Raw genomic sequence first — 16,168 nt, forward strand, 5'->3', positions numbered from 1 at the left:
GTCAGTCCTCGGTGGCGAACTCCTCGTTGTGGGTGCCGGGGCGCGGCGCCCACGGCAGCTCCTTGGCCGGTCGCACGACGACGAGGCGGTCGCCACGGGCCAGCCGGGTCACCACCGGGTCGAAGTAGCGGTAGACCTTCTCGTCGCGCACCACGGCGATGACCTGGTCGGGCAGCGACTGCGGCTGCTTGCCGACCTCGTTGACCAGCAGGTCGCGCTCGGCGACCTCGAGGCCGTCGCCGTAGGTCAGCAGGTCCTCCATCACCGAGCCCAGCGTCGGCGACATCGACGACAGGCCCAGCAGGCGGCCCACGGCGTCGGAGGAGGTGATGACGGAGTCGGCGCCCGACTGCTTCATCAGCGGCGCGTTCTCCTGCTCGCGCACGGCCGCGACGATCCACGCGTCGGGGTTGAGCTGGCGCACGGTGAGGGTGGCCAGCACGTTGGAGTCGTCGCGGTCGGTGGTGATGATGACCTGCTCGGCGGTGGCGCAGCCGGCGCGGCGCAGCACCTCACGACGCGTGGCGTCCCCGGTGACGACTGCGAGCCCGTCGGCGTGGGCGTCCTGGAGCGCCGCGGGGCTGGGGTCGACCACCACCACGCTCTCGCGGTCGAGGCCGTTGTTGATCAGCGTGTCGACCGCGCTGCGGCCCTTCGTGCCGTAACCGATGACGACGACGTGCTTGAGCATGCGCTTCCTCCACCGGGAGACCCGGAACAGCTCGCGGCCCTGCGAGGCGAGGACCTCGAGGGTGGTGCCGATCAGCAGCACCAGGAAGGCGATGCGGGCCGGGGTGATGACGAACGCGTTGACCATGCGCGCGGTCTCCGAGACCGGCGCGATGTCGCCGTAGCCGGTCGTGCTGAGGGTGACGGTCGTGTAGTAGATCGCGTCCTTGAAGTCGACGGCGTAGTTCGACCCGGGGTCGTTGCCGTCGCGGTAGCCCTCGCGGTCGAAGTAGACCAGCAGCACCGTGCCGACCAGGATCGCGGTGGCCAGCAGCAGGCGCCGCCCCAGCTCCCACAGCGGGCTGCGCTGGCGGTCGGGCAGCGAGATCATCCCGCGCTTGCCGCCCGCGGTGGGCTCGGGTACGTCGGGCACGCGCCGAATCTAGTCGACCCGGCCCGCGCCGCCGCCGACCCGCCCCGGTTCGGGGACCGCCGACCCGCGCCGCAGCGCACGCAGTGGCTGGGTGGGAGGCGGCTCGTGGCCCCCCGGCGGAGCCGGGGACGCTGCCGGGGGTCGTGCCGCGGGTGACGCTGCGGGTGGCGCCGGACCGACGGCAGGACTGCTGGCCGGCTCGGTGGCGGGGGGTGCGTCCGGCTCGTCGTCGGCGCGCTCGCGGGTCAGCCGCTGGCGCAGGCGGGCGACCAACTCGGTGCGGGCCCGGGAGGTGGTCGACTGGGGGAAGACGGTGTCGAAGGCGGCGTTGACCGCGGCCCCGATGAGCACCGCGATGGCGACGAGGTAGAGCCACAGCAGCACCGCGATCGGTGCGGCGAGCGGGCCGTAGATCGAGCGGGAGTCCGACGCGGTGACGGTGAGCACCCAGCGCAGGGCGTAGGACCCCGCGATCCAGGCCACGAGGGAGAAGACGGCACCGGGCAGGTTGAAGCTCCAGTTGGTCCGCACGGGCACCGACACGTGGTAGAGCGTGGCCAGGAAGCAGATGCACAGCACCAGCACCAGCGGCCAGTAGAAGTGCATGAGCACCTCGGCACGCTCGGGCAGCCAGCGGCCCACGAGACTCGGGCCTGCGACGACCAGCGGGAGCGAGACGACGCCGGTGATCATGGCCAGGACGTAGAGCACGAAGGACAGCGCGCGGGTCTTGACGATCCCGCGGTGGCCGCCCAGGCCGTGCATGATCGTGATGGTGTCGACGAAGACGTTGAGCGCGCGCGAGCCCGACCAGAGCGCGAGCACGAAGCCCAGCGAGACCACGTCGAAGCGGCCGCCGCCCAGGACGTCGTCGATGGTGGGCTCGATGACGTCGCGCACCGCGCCCTCGGTCAGCGCGCGCGAGGAGATCTCGAGGATCGCCGCGCGCACGTCGGCCACCTGGGCGGCGGAGAACTGCTCGGAGACGTAGCCGATCGCCCCCGCCAGGGCGAAGACCAGGGGCGGCACGGAGACGACGGCGAAGAACGCCGCCTCGGCGGCCAGGCCGGTCACCCGGAAGCGCAGGCAGGCGCCCACGGTGGCGACCACCAGCCGCCACAGTGTCTCGGCCGCGCGCCGCCCCCACGCGAGGAGCGGCGACCCCTCGGCGGACTGGGGGGTGGGGGTGGCCATGGTCGGTACGGTATCGCCCGCCGGACCCCGATCCGGGCACCCCGAGCGCGTGCTGCGGGAGCGGTCGCGGTGGGTGGCCCACGACGCAGCGGACCCCCGTCGCGGGTGCGACGGGGGCCCGGTGGTCGAGCGGAGGTGCGGGTCAGACCGACTGCGTGGGGCGCACCGGGCCGGCGGGCCCGGCGGGGGCCACCTCGGCCTGGTCGAGGTGGGCGTCGTCGCCGTGGTCGTCGATCATCGTGGTCTCGTCGAAGGGGTCCTGCCCGCTCAGCACGCGGTCGAGCTGGGGCCGGTCGAGGCCGCCGGTCCAGTGGCCGATGAGGATCGTGGCGATCGCGTTGCCCGAGAAGTTGGTGACCGCGCGGGCCTCCGACATAAAGCGGTCGATGCCGACGATGAGGCCGACGCCGTCGACGAGCTCGGGGCGGTGCGAGGACAGGCCACCGGCCAGGGTGGCCATGCCGGCGCCGGTGACGCCGGCGGCGCCCTTGGAGGCGATCATCATGAAGAACAGCAGCGAGATCTGCTCGCCGATCGACAGCGGGTCGCCGAGGGCCTCGGCGATGAAGAGCGAGGCCATCGTGAGGTAGATGGCGGTGCCGTCGAGGTTGAAGGAGTAGCCGGTGGGCACGACCACGCCCACGGTGGGCTTGTCGACGCCGGCGTGCTCCATCTTGGCGATCAGGCGCGGCAGGGCCGACTCGGAGGAGGAGGTCGACACGATGAGCAGGAACTCGCGGCCGAGGTACTTGAAGAGGCTGAACACGCTGACGCCGGTGGCGACCTTCAGCAGCGTGCCGAGCACCAGGAAGACGAAGAGCGCGCAGGTGATGTAGAAGCCGATCATCAGCACGGCCAGCGACTTCAGCGCACCGACGCCGGTCTCGCCGACGACGGCGGCGATGGCCCCGAAGGCGCCCACGGGGGCGGCCCACATGATCATGGCCAGCACCCGGAAGACCAGGCGCTGCACGTGCTCGATGCCGCGCAGGATCGGGGCGCCGCTGCGGCCCATGCGCTGCAGGGCGAAGCCGATGAGCAGCGCGACGAGCAGGGTCTGGAGCACCTCGCCGGAGGTCAGCGAGGACAGCATCGAGTCGGGGATGATCCCGACGAGGAAGTCGGCGGTGCTGCTGTGGGCGCCGGCGGCCTGCTCCTGGCCGGCCGAGGCGGCCGACTCGTCGAGCTGGAGGCCGTCGCCGGGCTTGAGGATGTTGCCGACGACCATGCCGATGGCCAGGGCGAAGGTCGACATCGTGATGAAGTAGCCGAGCGCGAGGCCGCCGACCTTGCCGACGCGGGCGGCGCTGGCCACCGAGCCGACGCCGAGCACGATCGTGCAGAAGATGACCGGCTGGATCATCATCTTGATCAGGGCCACGAAGCCGGTGCCGAGCGGCTTGAGCTCCTTGGCGAAGTCGGGCGCGACGATGCCGACCAGGATGCCGAGGGCGACCGCCACGATGACGGCGATGTAGAGGTAGTGCGTGCGGTTGCGCGGTGCCGTGCGGCCCGGCTTCGCGGTGGTGCTGCTGCTCATGGGTTCCTCCGTGTCTCGTCCGGGCCCGTGCCCGACCCGAGCACGCTCGCACCGCTTGTGACCGTGGTCACCGTTGTGGTCGTTGAGTTCGCGGACGCCGACGTCCGCTCCGCGGGCACCGACGGCCGACGGGCGCTGGACGGGCGGCGGCACGCCGGTGGGGCACAATGCGCAGGTGCGGAGGTCGGAGCGGCGGGACGGGTCGGTCGCCCGCCAGGTGCTGCTGCTCCAGGTGCTGGTGGTCGTGGTCCTGGTGGTGGCGTCGCTGGCGCTCGCGACGTACGACGCCCGGCGCGACGCCCGGGTGGCCGCCACCGACCGCGCGGTCGGCGTGGCCCGCGCCGTGGCCGACTCCCCCGCGCTGGTCGCGGCGCTGCGCACCGAGGACCCCGCGGTGCGCATCCAGCCCTACGCCGAGGAGGTCCGCCGCGACACCGACGTCGACTTCGTCACCGTGATGGCCCTGGACCGGACCCGCTACAGCCACCCCGACCCCGCGCTCATCGGCCGGCCCTTCGTGGGCGACCTGGGCGACGCGCCGCAGGGCGGGATCCTCACCCAGCAGTACACCGGGACCCTCGGGCCCTCGATGCGCGCCGTGGTGCCGGTGCTCGACGACGCCGGCACGGTGGTCGCGCTGGTCTCGGTCGGCATCACCGTGCAGGCCATCGACCAGGCCCTGGGCGACGACCTCGTGCTGATCGCGGTCTCCGCCGTGGCCGTGCTCGCGGTGGGCCTGCTCGGCGCGTGGCTGGTGAGCCGCAGGCTGCGCCGCCAGACCCACGGCCTGGGCGAGCGCGAGATCACCCGGATGTACGAGTACTACTCCGCGGTGCTGCACGCCGTGCGGGAGGGGCTGCTGCTCATCGACGCCGACGGGCGGGTGCAGCTGGTCAACGACGAGGCCCGTCGGCTGCTCGGCCTGCCCGAGCCGGTCGCCGAGGGGCGCCGCGAGCGCGACGAGGTCGTGGGGCGCTCGGTGCACGACCTCGGGCTGGCCCCCGGCCTCGTCGCGGCCGCCCTGGGGCGCACCGCGGAGTCCGACGACCTCTACCTCGCCGGCGACCGCATGCTGGTGGTCTCCTCGGCCCCTGCGTCGTGGGACGGCCACGAGGTCGGCTCGGTGGTCTCCCTGCGCGACCACACCGAGCTGCGCTCGGTCACCGGCGAGCTCGACGCCGTGCGCGGGCTCACGGAGTCGCTGCGCTCGCAGAACCACGAGGCCGCCAACCGGCTGCACACCGTGGTGTCGCTCATCGAGATGGGTCGCCCCGAGGAGGCCGTCGACTTCGCCACCGAGGAGCTCCAGGTCGCCCAGCTGCTGGCCGACCGGGTCGTGGGCGCCACCGGCGACCCGGTGGTGGCCGCCCTGCTGCTCGGCAAGACCTCCGAGGCCGTCGAGCGCGGCATCGAGCTGGTCATCACCGGCGAGGTCCGCGACGGCTCCGAGGTGCCGGCCCGCGACCTCGTCACGGTGCTCGGCAACCTCGTCGACAACGCCTTCGACGCCGTGACCTCGCGCCCCGAGCGCCGGGTGCACGTCGACCTGCGCACCGACCCCAGCACCGACGCCAGCCCCGACCTGAGCGGGCGGCGGGGGGAGCCCGACGGCGGGCGGCTGCGGGTCACCGTCGGCGACTCCGGCCCCGGCCTCGACCCCGACTCCGCGGCCCGGGTGCTCGAGCGCGGCTGGTCGACCAAGGCGAGCGCCGGGCACGGCCGCGGTCTCGGTCTCGCCCTGGTCTCCCAGGTCGCCCGCCGCCACCACGGCGAGGTCACCGTGGGCGTCTCCCCCCTCGGCGGGGCGGAGTTCGAGGTCGTGCTGGGCCTGGGCTCCACGGCCCCGCCGCCGACCGGCTCCGCCCGTGACACCGCGGAGGCGACCCCGTGACCGGCCCCGCGGCCGAGGTGCGCGTGCTGGTGGTCGAGGACGAGGCGCGGGCGGCCGAGGCGCACACGGCGTACGTCGGGCGCGTGCCGGGCTTCGCGGTGGCCGGCACCGCGCGCTCGGCCGGCGACGCCGCCCGGCTGCTGGAGCAGGCGCGCACCGAGGGCCGTCCGGTCGACCTGGTGCTGCTCGACCTGCACCTGCCCGACGGCCACGGGCTGGGCCTGCTGCAGCGCATGCGCGCCTCGGGCCACCTGTGCGACGTCATCGCGGTCACCTCGGCGCGTGACACCGAGGTCGTGCGGCACGCCGTGGCCCAGGGCGTCGTGCTCTACCTGCTCAAGCCCTTCACCTTCCCCACCTTCCGCGCCAAGCTCGAGCAGTACGCCGCCTACCGCGACCGGCTCGCGGCCTCCTCGGCGGAGATGGCCCAGGACGAGGTCGACCGGATGCTGGGCAGCCTGCGCTCCCCCGCCGCCGCGACCGTGCTGCCCAAGGGGATGAGCGCGGAGACCCTGCGCGAGGTGACCGCGGCGCTGCGCGACGCCGGGAGCCCCCGGTCGGCCTCGGAGGTGGCCGAGGCCGTCGGGGCCTCCCGCGTGACCGTGCGGCGCTACCTCGAGCACCTCGCCGACTCCGAGCTCGCCGAGCGGCAGCCGCGCTACGGGCGCGGGGGACGCCCCGAGCTGGAGTACCGCTGGCGGCGCTGAGCACGCCGCCCCGGCCTCAGAGCAGGCTCGAGGACGCCGACCCGAGCAGGACGGTGAGCAGGAAGGCCCACCCTCCGGTGAGCCGCCCGTCGCGCCCGGCCCCCGCGGGCTCGCCACCGGTCGTCGACCGGCCCGGGCCGCCCAGCAGCAGGTACGCCGCCAGCCCCAGCGGCGGCAGGGTGAGCAGGATCCACCACCACGCCCACCGGGTCGCCCGACGCGGCTCGGGGCCGCGGACCAGGAGCAGCACCGTCAGCACCAGCAAGACGAGAGCGGCGCCGGCCAGGGTGCCCCCGGTGCGGAAGCCGGCCAGGCGCACCTCCGTGTGCCACGACGCCTGCGACGCCTCGCCGCGCTCCAGGACCAGCCCGGGGGCGGAGCCGGCGTCGAGGGCGGTCAGTGCCGCGCCGACGTCCGGGACCACCGGGGGCGACCCGTCGGCGGCGCGCAGGCCGCGACCGACCGAGCCCCGAGGACCCAGCGGCGTGCCGTCGGGCGAGGCGCGCAGGGGTCGGCGCTCCACGACCTCGGTCGAGCGGCGCAGGAGCCCGTCGCGCCAGAGGACCTCCACGGTCGCGGTGCCGCGTGCACCCTCGGGCAGACCGCCGACGACCTCCACCCGGTCGACCTCGCCCGCGCGCACCGCCTGGGTCAGGTCGGCCCACCCGGTGTCGCGCACGCCGGTGAGGACGACGGTGGCCAGCACCCCGACCCAGGCCGCACCGAGGAGCACGCGCCACGCCTGCCACCGCTCGGGCACGAGGCCACGGCCCGGGAGCGTGCTGCGCGGGCGCTCCGGGTCGTCGTCGACGGCGTCCGTCGCGGCGCGGGAGGTGGGGTCCACGGCAGGACACCAGACGCGCGGCGCCCCCGCCGTGGCACGCGCCGGGCCGGGCTCGCCGCGGAGGGGTCGCGTCAGAGCTCTCCGGCGGGCACGCGGGCCAGGCTGACGCCGCCGGCGGCGACGTCGGCGGCGAGGCGCTCCGGGGTCAGGGCCCCACTGGGGTCGATCGCGGCCTCGGTGACCAGCACGGTGACCTCGCCGGCCGCCAGCACGCGCGCCGACCAGGCCGGGTCGTGGTGCGGCACCGGCACCCGCGTGACGCCGACGCCCTCGCTGATCGTCACGACCAGCTCGGCGCTCCGGTCGTCGACCAGGCGCAGCACGCACCCGTTGGCGGCGCGGGCGCGCAGGTCCTCGGGGTCGCGCAGCGCGGCGAAGCCGCGGCGGGTGAAGAGGGCCCGCAGCGCGTCGCGCACCCGGTCGCCGTCGACCACCGCGACCGGCGGCAGCTGCACGTGCAGCACGTCGGGGTCGCTGGTCACCGCCCACTGGTAGGTGGGCGCCGGCTGGTCGGGGTGGGGCTGGTCGGGGTGGGTCGGCTCCGTCACCGCTCCAGGCTGCCACGGTCCCGACGTACGACGACGGCCGGCACCCCTCGCGGGGTGCCGGCCGTGGTCGGGCGCGGGGGGAGGGCTCAGGAGAGCTCGAGGCCGGGGTAGAGCGGGTGCTTGTCGAGCAGCTCGGCCGAGGCGTCCTTGACCTTGGCGGCGACGCCGTCGGCCAGGACGTAGGAGGCCTTGGAGGGGCCGCCGGCCTTGGTCGTGCCGGGCTGGGTGTTCTCCAGGACCATCGTGATGAGCTCCGCGACGGCGTCGAACTCGTCGTGACCGAAGCCGCGGGTGGTCAGCGCCGGGGTGCCCAGGCGGATGCCGGAGGTGTACCAGGCGCCGTTGGGGTCGCCGGGCACCGAGTTGCGGTTGGTGACGACGCCGGCGTCGAGCAGCGCCGACTCGGCCTGGCGGCCGGTGAGGCCGTAGGAGGAGACGTCGAGCAGCACGAGGTGGTTGTCGGTGCCGCCGGTGACCAGGGTGGCGCCGCGGCCCAGGAAGCCCTCGGCGAGCGACTGGGCGTTGTCGGCGACCTGCTGGGCGTAGGTGCGGAACGCCGGCTGGCGGGCCTCGGCGAACGCGACGGCCTTGGCCGCCATCACGTGCGAGAGCGGGCCGCCGAGCACCATCGGGCAGCCGCGGTCCACCGAGGGGGCGTACTCCTCGGTGGCCAGCACGATGCCGCCGCGCGGGCCGCGCAGCGACTTGTGGGTGGTGCTGGTGACGACGTGGGCGTGCGGCACCGGGTCCTCGTCGCCGGTGAAGACCTTGCCGGCCACGAGCCCGGCGAAGTGGGCCATGTCGACCATGAGGGTGGCGCCGACCTCGTCGGCGATCTCGCGGACCTTGGCGAAGTCCACCCGGCGCGGGTAGGCGGAGTAGCCCGCGACCAGCACGAGCGGCTTGAACTCGCGCGCCTTGGCGGCGAGCGCGTCGTAGTCGAGCAGGCCGGTCTCGGGGTCGGTGCCGTACTGCTGCTGGTGGAACATCTTGCCGCTGATGTTGGGCCGGAAGCCGTGGGTCAGGTGGCCGCCGGCGTCGAGCGACATGCCCAGCAGGCGCTGGTCGCCCAGCCGGCGACGCAGGGTCTCCCACTGCTCGTCGGTCAGGTCGTTGACGTTGCGCGCACCCAGCTCGGCCAGGGCCGGCGACTCCACGCGGTGGGCCAGGATCGACCAGAAGGCCACGAGGTTGGCGTCGATGCCGGAGTGCGGCTGCACGTAGGCGTACTCGGCGCCGAAGAGCTCGCGGGCGTGCTCGGCGGCCAGCGTCTCGACGGTGTCGACGTTCTGGCAGCCGGCGTAGAAGCGGTGACCGACCGTGCCCTCGGCGTACTTGTCGCTGAACCAGGTGCCCATCGTCATCAGCACGGCGGGCGAGGCGTAGTTCTCGCTCGCGATGAGCTTGAGCGAGGCGCGCTGGTCGGCGAGCTCCTGCCGCGTCGCCTCCGCGATGCGGGGCTCCACCGAGGCGATCAGCTCGAGGGCTTGGGAGTAGACGCTGCTGGTGAGGTCGGGCGTGGACGACATGGCCCTCAGCCTACGCGGCCGGGCCGGCCCCGCGGATGGTCGCGAACAGGTCACGGTGGTGTGACATGGGACGCACGACCCCGTGGCGGGCCGCGGTCCCGCGGTGGGCCGTCTCACCATGCGGATGCAGATCTCACATCATGGGATTTCGCCTTGTGGGCGGACGGTCCGAGGACTGAGACTCCTTGACATGATCTCCGCTGCCACGTCCGCCTTCCTCGTGGTCCGACGCCACGTGGACCTCGGGCGCACCCGCAGCTCCATGTGTCGACCTCACTGACCCGCGTCGCGCCCACCCGGCGACACCCGACGCACCGCCCGCACGAACCGACCGCGGGCGCCCGGTCTTCCGAGGTCGCAGCGAACCCCGACGACGTGGTTCCGACCCGTGAAGAGTCGCGCGCTCACCGCCGAGACACGCACCCGAGGAACCCCACCCCATGACTGAGCAGCTCTCCACCGAGCAGGCCGCCGCCCCCCGCCCCGCCCGTCCGCGCCCCAAGCGCGGTGAGGGTCAGTGGGCCCTCGGCTACATGGAGCCGCTGAACAAGAACGAGCAGTCCAAGAAGGACGACAACCCGCTCAACGTGCGGGCGCGCATCCTCAACGTCTACTCCAAGCGCGGCTTCGCCTCCATCGACCCCGCCGACCTGCGCGGCCGCTTCCGCTGGATGGGCCTCTACACCCAGCGCGCGCCGGGCTTCGACGGCGGCAAGACCGCCACCCTGGCCGAGGAGGAGCTCGACGACGAGTTCTTCATGATGCGCGTGCGCTCCGACGGCGCCCTGCTGCCCCCCGCCACGGTGCGGGCGCTCGGCACGATCGGGCAGGACTTCGCCCGCGACACCGCCGACGTGACCGACCGCGAGAACATCCAGTACCACTGGATCCGCGTCGAGGACGTCCCCACCATCTGGGAGCGCCTCGAGGAGGCCGGGCTCAGCACCCTCGAGGCCTGCGGCGACTCCCCGCGCCCCTTCCTCGGCTCGCCCGTCGCCGGCGTGGCCGCCGACGAGATCATCGACGGCACCTCGGCGCTGGAGGAGATCAAGCGCCGCTACATCGGCGACCCGGCCTTCTCGAACTTCCCCCGCAAGTTCAAGACCGCCCTGACCGGCCACCCCTCCCACGACGTCTCCCCCGAGACCAACGACATCGCCTTCGTCGGCACGGTGCACCCCGAGCACGGCCCCGGCTTCGACGTCTGGGTCGGCGGCGGGCTCTCGACCAACCCGATGCTCGCCCAGAAGCTCGGCGTGTGGGTGCCCCTCGACGAGGTGCCCGACGTCTGGGAGGGCGTCGCCTCGATCTTCCGCGACTACGGCTACCGCCGGCTGCGCTCGCGGGCGCGGCTGAAGTTCCTCGTCGCCGACTGGGGCGTCGAGCGCTTCCGCGAGGTCCTCGAGACCGAGTACCTGAAGCGCCAGCTCGTCTCCTGCGAGTCCCCGGCCTCACCGGTGGGCCACCGCGACCACATCGGCGTGCACGACCAGACCGACGGGCGCAAGTACGTCGGCGTCGCGCCGACCGCCGGCCGGGTGTCGGGCACGCTGCTGGTCGGCCTGGCCGACGCGATGGAGCGCCACGGCGTGGAGGGCGCGCGGCTCACGCCGTACCAGAAGATCGTGCTGATCGGCGTGCCCGCCGACGCCGTCGACGCCCTGCTCGACGACCTCGACGAGCTCGGACTCTCGGGCCGGCCCTCGGGCTGGCGCCGCAACACGATGGCCTGCACCGGCATCGAGTTCTGCAAGCTGGCCATCGTCGACACCAAGGACCGCGCACGCGACCTGATCGCCGAGCTGGAGCAGCGCTTCCCCGACCTCGACGCGCTGGTGCCCGACGGCATCACCGTCAACGTCAACGGCTGCCCCAACGCCTGCGCCCGCACCCAGGTCGCCGACATCGGGCTCAAGGGCCAGCTGGTGATGCACGAGGGCCAGCAGGTCGAGGGCTTCCAGGTCCACCTCGGCGGCGCCACCGGGCTGCAGGCCAACTTCGGTCGCAAGCTGCGCGCCCACAAGGTCACCAGCGCCGGGCTCGGCGACTACGTCGCCACCCTGGTCGTCAACTACCTCGCCGACCGCACCGGCACCGAGGAGTCCTTCACGACGTGGGTCGCCCGCGCCGACGAGGAGCTCCTCAAGGGCGACAAGACCCTCGAGCCGGCCTCATGAGCGGGCGCGGCATCCCCTTCCACTGCCCCTACTGCGGTGACGAGGACCTGCGTCCGCACGAGGTCGTCTCGCAGGACGGTCAGATCAGCTCCCCCCACGGCAGCTGGGAATGCCGCTCCTGCCTGCGCGCCTTCTCCCTGAGGATGCTCGGCCTGATCCGGCCGGGCACCACGACCCAGGGAGCCGCCACATGACCGCCGCCACCACCCTCACGGCGCGCGCGAACCGAGCCATCGAGACCGCAGGCCGCTCGCCCGAGGAGCTGCGCGACCTCGTGTCCCACTGGGGCGCCGAGCTCGAGCTCGCCCCGGCCGAGGACATCATCGAGTGGGCCGCCGCCACCTTCGGGGAGCGCTTCTGCGTGACCTCCTCGATGGGCGACGCCGTGCTGTCGCACCTGGCCTCCAAGGTCGTGCCCGGCATCGACGTGGTCTTCCTCGACACCGGCTACCACTTCGCCGAGACCATCGGCACCCGCGACGCCGTCGAGGCGACGATGCCGGTCAACCTGCTGACGATCACCCCCGTGCAGAGCGTGGCCGAGCAGGACGCGGAGTACGGCAAGGACCTCTACAAGACCGACCCCGACCTGTGCTGCAAGCTGCGCAAGGTCGAGCCGCTGGCCCGCTCGCTCGCGGGCTACGACGCCTGGGCCACCGGCCTGCGCCGCGCCGAGACCCGCAACCGGGTCATCGCGCCGGTCATCGGCTGGGACGCCAAGAAGGGCAAGGTCAAGGTCTCCCCCATCGCCCGCTGGAGCGACGAGCAGGTCGAGACCTACATCGCCGACAACGGGATCCTCGTGAACCCGCTCGTCTACGACGGCTACCCCTCGATCGGCTGCGCCCCCTGCACCCGTCGCGTCGCCCCCGGCGAGGACGCCCGCAGCGGCCGCTGGGCCGGCACCAACAAGACCGAGTGCGGCATCCACATGTGACCGCTGCCCCCGGCACCACCCGCACCACCCGAGGACCGCTCCACACCCACCGCACGACACCAGCACCACACCCACCAGCAGCGCCGCTGGGCCCGGGACCCCCGCCCCACCGAGATCACCACGACAAGGGAGGCCACCTCCGATGGCAGCTCCGGCACTGATCGCCCTGGCCCACGGCACCCGCGACGCGCGCTCCTCCGCGACCATCACCGCGCTGGTCGACGAGGTGCGCGCGATGCGCCCCGACCTCAAGGTCGAGCGCGCGTTCCTCGAGTCGGCCCGGCCCGCGTTCCAGACCGTCGTCGACCGGCTCGTCAAGGCCGGGCACGAGGAGATCGTGGTCGTGCCGCTGCTGCTGACCGAGGGCCAGCTCCTCGCCGCCGACGTGCCCTCCGCCGTGGCCGCGGCCGCGGAGCGGCACCCGGGGCTGCAGATCCGCTCGACGGCCATCCTCGGCCTGGAGCCGTGCTTCCTCGAGGTGCTCGACGTGCGGCTGCGCGAGGCGCTGCGCCAGTCGCGGGTGCGCGAGCTCGACGCCCTCGTGCTGGCCGCGTCGGGCTCCACCGACCCGCTGGCCAACCAGGCCGTCGCCCGCCTCGCCCGGCTGTGGGGGGCCCACCACCGCCTGCCCGTCACCGCGGCCTTCGCCTCGGTCTCCCCGCCGGCCACCGGCGAGGCTGTGCGCGCCTTCCGCGGCGAGGGCCGTCGCCACATCGCCGTGGCCTCGCTCTTCCTCTCCCCCGGCTGCGCCACCGACCGCTCCGCCGAGCTGGCCCTCGAGGCCGGTGCGGTGGCCGTCTCCGAGCCGCTGGGCGCCCACCCCGAGGTCGCCCGCACCGTGCTGGCCCGCTACGCCGTCGGCGCCGTCGAGCTCGTCCCGGTCTGATCCCGGGCCCGCCCCGTGGTGGGGCCCGGGTCTCGGCCCACCGGGGCCCTCAGCACACCGGGCTCAGGTCACCAGGCAGGCGAGCAGGCGCCGCAGCTCGGCGGCGGGGTCGGCGGTCAGTCCGCCGTGCACCGGACCGGGCTGCACCACCGTGCTCTTGGGTGCCTTGAGGAACCCGAAGCGCTGTCCCACCGGGTGGCGCGAGGCCGCACCCCCGCGCTCGTCCCCGGCGCTGACGGCCTCGGCGAAGCGCAGCGAGGCGCAGACCTGGTCGACGTCGAGCCCGGCGCTGAAGGCGGTCAGGCGCTCGCGGTCGCAGTGCCACGCCGTGCCCAGGAAGTCGCCGGCCTGGCAGTAGAGCACCACGCCCACGTTGAGGAACTCCTCGCGGTCGGCGCGCGGCACGCAGCGCAGCACGACGTACTGGTAGGCCATCAGCGGACGCGTCGGGGCGCCGGCGGACCCGGCCGGCACGCCGCTCACGCGTCGGCCCCCGGCAGCCACTGGCGGGTGCCGAGCCGGGCGGTGAGGAAGGCGACGTACGCCGCGCGCAGCGCCGCGGGCGTCTCGGCGCCGGGCACGGGCTGGAGCCAGGCGTCGGGCACGCGCTCGAGCACGCCGGGCAGCACCTCGGGCGTCAGCACGTCGCTGATCGCCGCGTCGACGGCGCCGAGGCCGCCGACGTGGGCGCCGAGCACGTGGTCGGAGACGTCCCAGCGCTGGGCGGCGAAGCGGGCCGGGTCGGTGACGCCGCCGCTCCAGGCGTGGTGGAAGTACAGCGAGGCGCCGTGGTCGATGACCCAGAGGTCGTCGTGCCACACCAGGAGGTTGGGGTTGCGCCAGCTGCGGTCGACGTTGGCGCAGAACGCGTCGAGCCACAGCACCCGGGCGGCCTCCTCGGCCACCGCCGCGGTGCCGCCGCCCGGCGTCGTGGCCGCCCGCTCGCCGTCGTAGCCGAAGGAGCCGGGCAGGAAGTCGACACCCAGGTTGAGCCCCACCGACGCCACCAGCAGGTCCTGGACCTCCTCGTCGGCCTCGTAGCGCGCGATCTCCGCGTCGAGCTCGAGGGCGACCAGCCGCGGGGTGCGCAGCCCGACCAGACGGGCCAGCTCGGCGACCACGACCTCGGCGACCAGGACCCGCACGCCCTGGCCCGCGCCGCGGAACTTGCACACGTAGGTGCCCAGGTCGTCGGCCTCGACGATGCCCGGCAGGCTGCCGCCCTCGCGCAGCGGGGTGACGTAGCGCGTGACGGCCACGGTGGGCAGCGGGCCGTCGTCGACGGCGCGGTCGGCGGCACCGGACGGGTGGTCGGGGCTCACGCCGCGCTCCCCTCCGGGTCGGGATCGGGGTCGGGATCCGGGTCGGCCTCGTGCAGCAGGCGCCGTCGCTGCTCCGCGACGTCGTAGCGCGCCGGGGGCCAGGTGGGCGCGAGGCCCTCCAGGGCGTCGAGCAGCAGGCGCCCGACCGCGAGGTTGCGGTACCACTTGCGGTCACTGGGCACGACGTGCCACGGGGCGACCTCGGTGTTGGTGCGCTCCAGGGCCGTCTCGTAGGCGGCGCGGTAGGCCGGCCAGAGCTGGCGGTCGTCGATGTCCCCGGGGGTGAACTTCCAGTGCTTGTCGGGTCGGTCGAGGCGCTCCAGCAGCCGCTCGCGCTGGGTGTCGGCGCTGATGTGGAGCATGCACTTGACCACGGTCGTGCCGGCGGCCAGCAGCTCGGCCTCGAAGTCGTTGATGGCGGCGTAGCGGCGCTCGATCTCCTCGAGCGGGGCCAGGCCCCTGACCCGTGCGGCGAGGACGTCCTCGTAGTGGGAGCGGTCGAAGACGCCGATCAGCCCCGGGCCGGGCAGCGCGCGACGGATGCGCCACAGGAAGTCGTGCTCCCGCTCCTCCGCTGTGGGGGCCTTGAAGGACGTGATCCGCAGACCCTGGGGGTCGACGAGCCCCAGGGTGTGCCGCAGGACCCCGCCCTTGCCCGAGGTGTCCATGCCCTGCAGCACCAGCAGCACGCTGCGGGGGTGCTCCGTGGTGTGCTCGGAGAAGAGCCGCTCCTGCAGCTCCCCCAGCCGCGGGCCGAGCTCGGCGAGCGCGACCTTGCCGGCGGTCTTGCCGTGCGCGAAGTCGGGCGTGGCGTCGGTGGGCAGGCCGCGCAGGTCCACCGGGCCCGTCGGCAGCCGCAGCAGCGAGGCGCTCACGCGTCGACCACGGTGGAGCGGGTCACCAGCGGCGGCTGCGTGGACCACGGGAAGTTGATCCAGCGCGTCGTGCGACGCCAGGCGTAGTCGGGCTTCACCACGCTCTGCGGCTTCTCGTAGACCACCGCCGAGCGGGCCTCGGCCACGTGGTCGGCGCAGAAGGCCAGCACCGACTCCAGGGTGCGTCCGCTGTCGGCGACGTCGTCGGCGATGAGCACCTTGAGGCCCGACAGGTCGACGGCCGCAGGCGTGGGGGGCAGCATGATCGGCACGTCGAGGCGCTGGTCGACGCCGGTGTAGAACTCGACGTTGACCGCCGAGAGGTTCTTGACGTCGAGGGCGTAGCCCAACCCCATGGCCAGGCCCAGACCGCCCCGGGCGATGGCCAGCACGAGGTCGGGCTCGTAGCCGTCGTCGACCACCTGCTGGGCCAGGTCGCGCACCGCGGTGCCGAAGAGGTCGTAGGTCAGGATCTCGCGCTCGTCGGCCACCCGGTCATTGTGGCGGGAGGCCGGCCGCAGCGTCGAGCGGGGGGCGGGGCGAGGGCGGGCGGGCGGGGCACGTTCCTCGACCACGGTGCGGCGAGTAGGTGGTGTCGAGACGCTCGCTGGCGCTC

General features: G+C 74.0%; 16 protein-coding genes. 6 read left to right on the forward strand and 10 right to left on the reverse strand.

Annotation, left to right across the window (positions count from 1 at the left end; all coding sequences use genetic code 11):
- Position 1 precedes the first annotated feature (1 nt).
- The 3 genes from IR170_RS11700 to IR170_RS11710 form a co-directional block, all read right to left on the reverse strand.
- The gene (locus tag IR170_RS11700) at positions 2 to 1,060 is read right to left on the reverse strand and encodes a potassium channel family protein (protein ID WP_056862988.1); all 1,059 of its coding nucleotides are present in this window, start codon (positions 1,058 to 1,060) and stop codon (positions 2 to 4) included.
- A 51-nt stretch (positions 1,061 to 1,111) separates the two neighbouring features.
- A complete protein-coding gene (locus IR170_RS11705; protein WP_227489133.1) occupies positions 1,112 to 2,296 on the reverse strand; it encodes a YihY/virulence factor BrkB family protein in 1,185 nt (394 codons plus the stop codon).
- 142 nt (positions 2,297 to 2,438) lie between these two features.
- Positions 2,439 to 3,836, reverse strand: a complete 1,398-nt coding sequence (locus tag IR170_RS11710) for a cation:dicarboxylate symporter family transporter (protein WP_056862732.1) — start codon at positions 3,834 to 3,836, stop codon at positions 2,439 to 2,441.
- A 175-nt stretch (positions 3,837 to 4,011) separates the two neighbouring features.
- On the opposite strand from IR170_RS11710, the gene IR170_RS11715 reads away from it, so the two are divergent.
- Positions 4,012 to 5,727 (forward strand): sensor histidine kinase, encoded by a 1,716-nt coding sequence (locus IR170_RS11715; protein WP_193664261.1) that lies wholly within the window; start codon positions 4,012 to 4,014, stop codon positions 5,725 to 5,727.
- Positions 5,724 to 6,434 carry a response regulator gene (locus IR170_RS11720; RefSeq protein ID WP_193664263.1) on the forward strand — a complete coding sequence of 237 codons (711 nt, stop codon included), beginning with the start codon at positions 5,724 to 5,726 and terminating at the stop codon, positions 6,432 to 6,434. The genes IR170_RS11715 and IR170_RS11720 overlap by 4 nt, the downstream gene beginning before the upstream one ends.
- A gap of 16 nt (positions 6,435 to 6,450) precedes the next feature.
- Here the strand turns inward: IR170_RS11720 and IR170_RS11725 are convergent, their stop codons facing one another.
- The 3 genes from IR170_RS11725 to IR170_RS11735 all read right to left on the reverse strand — a co-directional run bounded on the left by IR170_RS11725 (position 6,451) and on the right by IR170_RS11735 (position 9,355).
- On the reverse strand, positions 6,451 to 7,278 hold the full coding sequence (locus IR170_RS11725; RefSeq protein ID WP_193664265.1) for a hypothetical protein: 828 nt from the start codon (positions 7,276 to 7,278) through the stop codon (positions 6,451 to 6,453).
- 71 nt (positions 7,279 to 7,349) lie between these two features.
- Positions 7,350 to 7,826, reverse strand: coding sequence for a hypothetical protein (locus IR170_RS11730; protein ID WP_193664267.1), 477 nt, complete (start codon positions 7,824 to 7,826; stop codon positions 7,350 to 7,352).
- Positions 7,827 to 7,912: 86 nt separating this feature from the next.
- Positions 7,913 to 9,355: a glycine hydroxymethyltransferase gene (locus IR170_RS11735; RefSeq protein WP_193664269.1), complete on the reverse strand. Its 1,443-nt coding sequence runs from the start codon at positions 9,353 to 9,355 to the stop codon at positions 7,913 to 7,915.
- 440 nt (positions 9,356 to 9,795) lie between these two features.
- Here IR170_RS11735 and IR170_RS11740 point away from each other — a divergent pair, with 440 nt between their 5' ends.
- The 4 genes from IR170_RS11740 (at position 9,796) to IR170_RS11755 (ending at position 13,355) form a co-directional block, all read left to right on the forward strand.
- Complete coding sequence (locus IR170_RS11740) at positions 9,796 to 11,532, forward strand: nitrite/sulfite reductase (protein ID WP_193664271.1); 1,737 nt, start codon at positions 9,796 to 9,798, stop codon at positions 11,530 to 11,532.
- Entirely contained in the window at positions 11,529 to 11,726 is a 198-nt protein-coding gene (locus IR170_RS11745) for a hypothetical protein (protein WP_193664273.1), read from the forward strand. Before IR170_RS11740 ends, IR170_RS11745 begins: the two co-directional genes overlap by 4 nt.
- Positions 11,723 to 12,469: a phosphoadenylyl-sulfate reductase gene (locus IR170_RS11750; RefSeq protein WP_056862725.1), complete on the forward strand. Its 747-nt coding sequence runs from the start codon at positions 11,723 to 11,725 to the stop codon at positions 12,467 to 12,469. The genes IR170_RS11745 and IR170_RS11750 overlap by 4 nt, the downstream gene beginning before the upstream one ends.
- A 142-nt stretch (positions 12,470 to 12,611) precedes the next feature.
- On the forward strand, positions 12,612 to 13,355 hold the full coding sequence (locus IR170_RS11755; RefSeq protein WP_193664275.1) for a sirohydrochlorin chelatase: 744 nt from the start codon (positions 12,612 to 12,614) through the stop codon (positions 13,353 to 13,355).
- Between the two features lie 63 nt (positions 13,356 to 13,418).
- Here IR170_RS11755 and IR170_RS11760 read toward each other — a convergent pair whose 3' ends face one another.
- From IR170_RS11760 to IR170_RS11775, 4 genes are read right to left on the reverse strand one after another with little or no spacing between them, the layout of a single operon-like run.
- Positions 13,419 to 13,838, reverse strand: coding sequence for a DUF3037 domain-containing protein (locus IR170_RS11760; RefSeq protein WP_319805036.1), 420 nt, complete (start codon positions 13,836 to 13,838; stop codon positions 13,419 to 13,421).
- Positions 13,835 to 14,677, reverse strand: coding sequence for a HipA family kinase (locus IR170_RS11765; protein WP_319805037.1), 843 nt, complete (start codon positions 14,675 to 14,677; stop codon positions 13,835 to 13,837). The genes IR170_RS11760 and IR170_RS11765 overlap by 4 nt, the downstream gene beginning before the upstream one ends.
- Positions 14,674 to 15,552 (reverse strand): PPK2 family polyphosphate kinase, encoded by an 879-nt coding sequence (locus IR170_RS11770; RefSeq protein ID WP_193664277.1) that lies wholly within the window; start codon positions 15,550 to 15,552, stop codon positions 14,674 to 14,676. The genes IR170_RS11765 and IR170_RS11770 overlap by 4 nt, the downstream gene beginning before the upstream one ends.
- Positions 15,549 to 16,043 carry a phosphoribosyltransferase gene (locus IR170_RS11775; RefSeq protein ID WP_056862722.1) on the reverse strand — a complete coding sequence of 165 codons (495 nt, stop codon included), beginning with the start codon at positions 16,041 to 16,043 and terminating at the stop codon, positions 15,549 to 15,551. The genes IR170_RS11770 and IR170_RS11775 overlap by 4 nt, the downstream gene beginning before the upstream one ends.
- Positions 16,044 to 16,168 lie beyond the last annotated feature (125 nt).

Origin of the sequence: Nocardioides kribbensis (genome assembly GCF_015070375.1) — a bacterium.
GTDB lineage: Bacteria > Actinomycetota > Actinomycetes > Propionibacteriales > Nocardioidaceae > Nocardioides > Nocardioides kribbensis.

Bases quoted from the DNA above. Each gene is read 5' to 3' on its own strand.
- IR170_RS11700 (WP_056862988.1), bottom strand. From the start codon at position 1,060: ATGATCTCGCTGCCCGACCGCCAGCGCAGCCCGCTGTGGGAGCTGGGG.
- IR170_RS11705 (WP_227489133.1), bottom strand. From the start codon at position 2,296: ATGGCCACCCCCACCCCCCAGTCCGCCGAGGGGTCGCCGCTCCTCGCG.
- IR170_RS11710 (WP_056862732.1), bottom strand. From the start codon at position 3,836: ATGAGCAGCAGCACCACCGCGAAGCCGGGCCGCACGGCACCGCGCAAC.
- IR170_RS11735 (WP_193664269.1), bottom strand. From the start codon at position 9,355: ATGTCGTCCACGCCCGACCTCACCAGCAGCGTCTACTCCCAAGCCCTC.
- IR170_RS11740 (WP_193664271.1), top strand. From the start codon at position 9,796: ATGACTGAGCAGCTCTCCACCGAGCAGGCCGCCGCCCCCCGCCCCGCC.
- IR170_RS11745 (WP_193664273.1), top strand. From the start codon at position 11,529: ATGAGCGGGCGCGGCATCCCCTTCCACTGCCCCTACTGCGGTGACGAG.
- IR170_RS11750 (WP_056862725.1), top strand. From the start codon at position 11,723: ATGACCGCCGCCACCACCCTCACGGCGCGCGCGAACCGAGCCATCGAG.
- IR170_RS11755 (WP_193664275.1), top strand. From the start codon at position 12,612: ATGGCAGCTCCGGCACTGATCGCCCTGGCCCACGGCACCCGCGACGCG.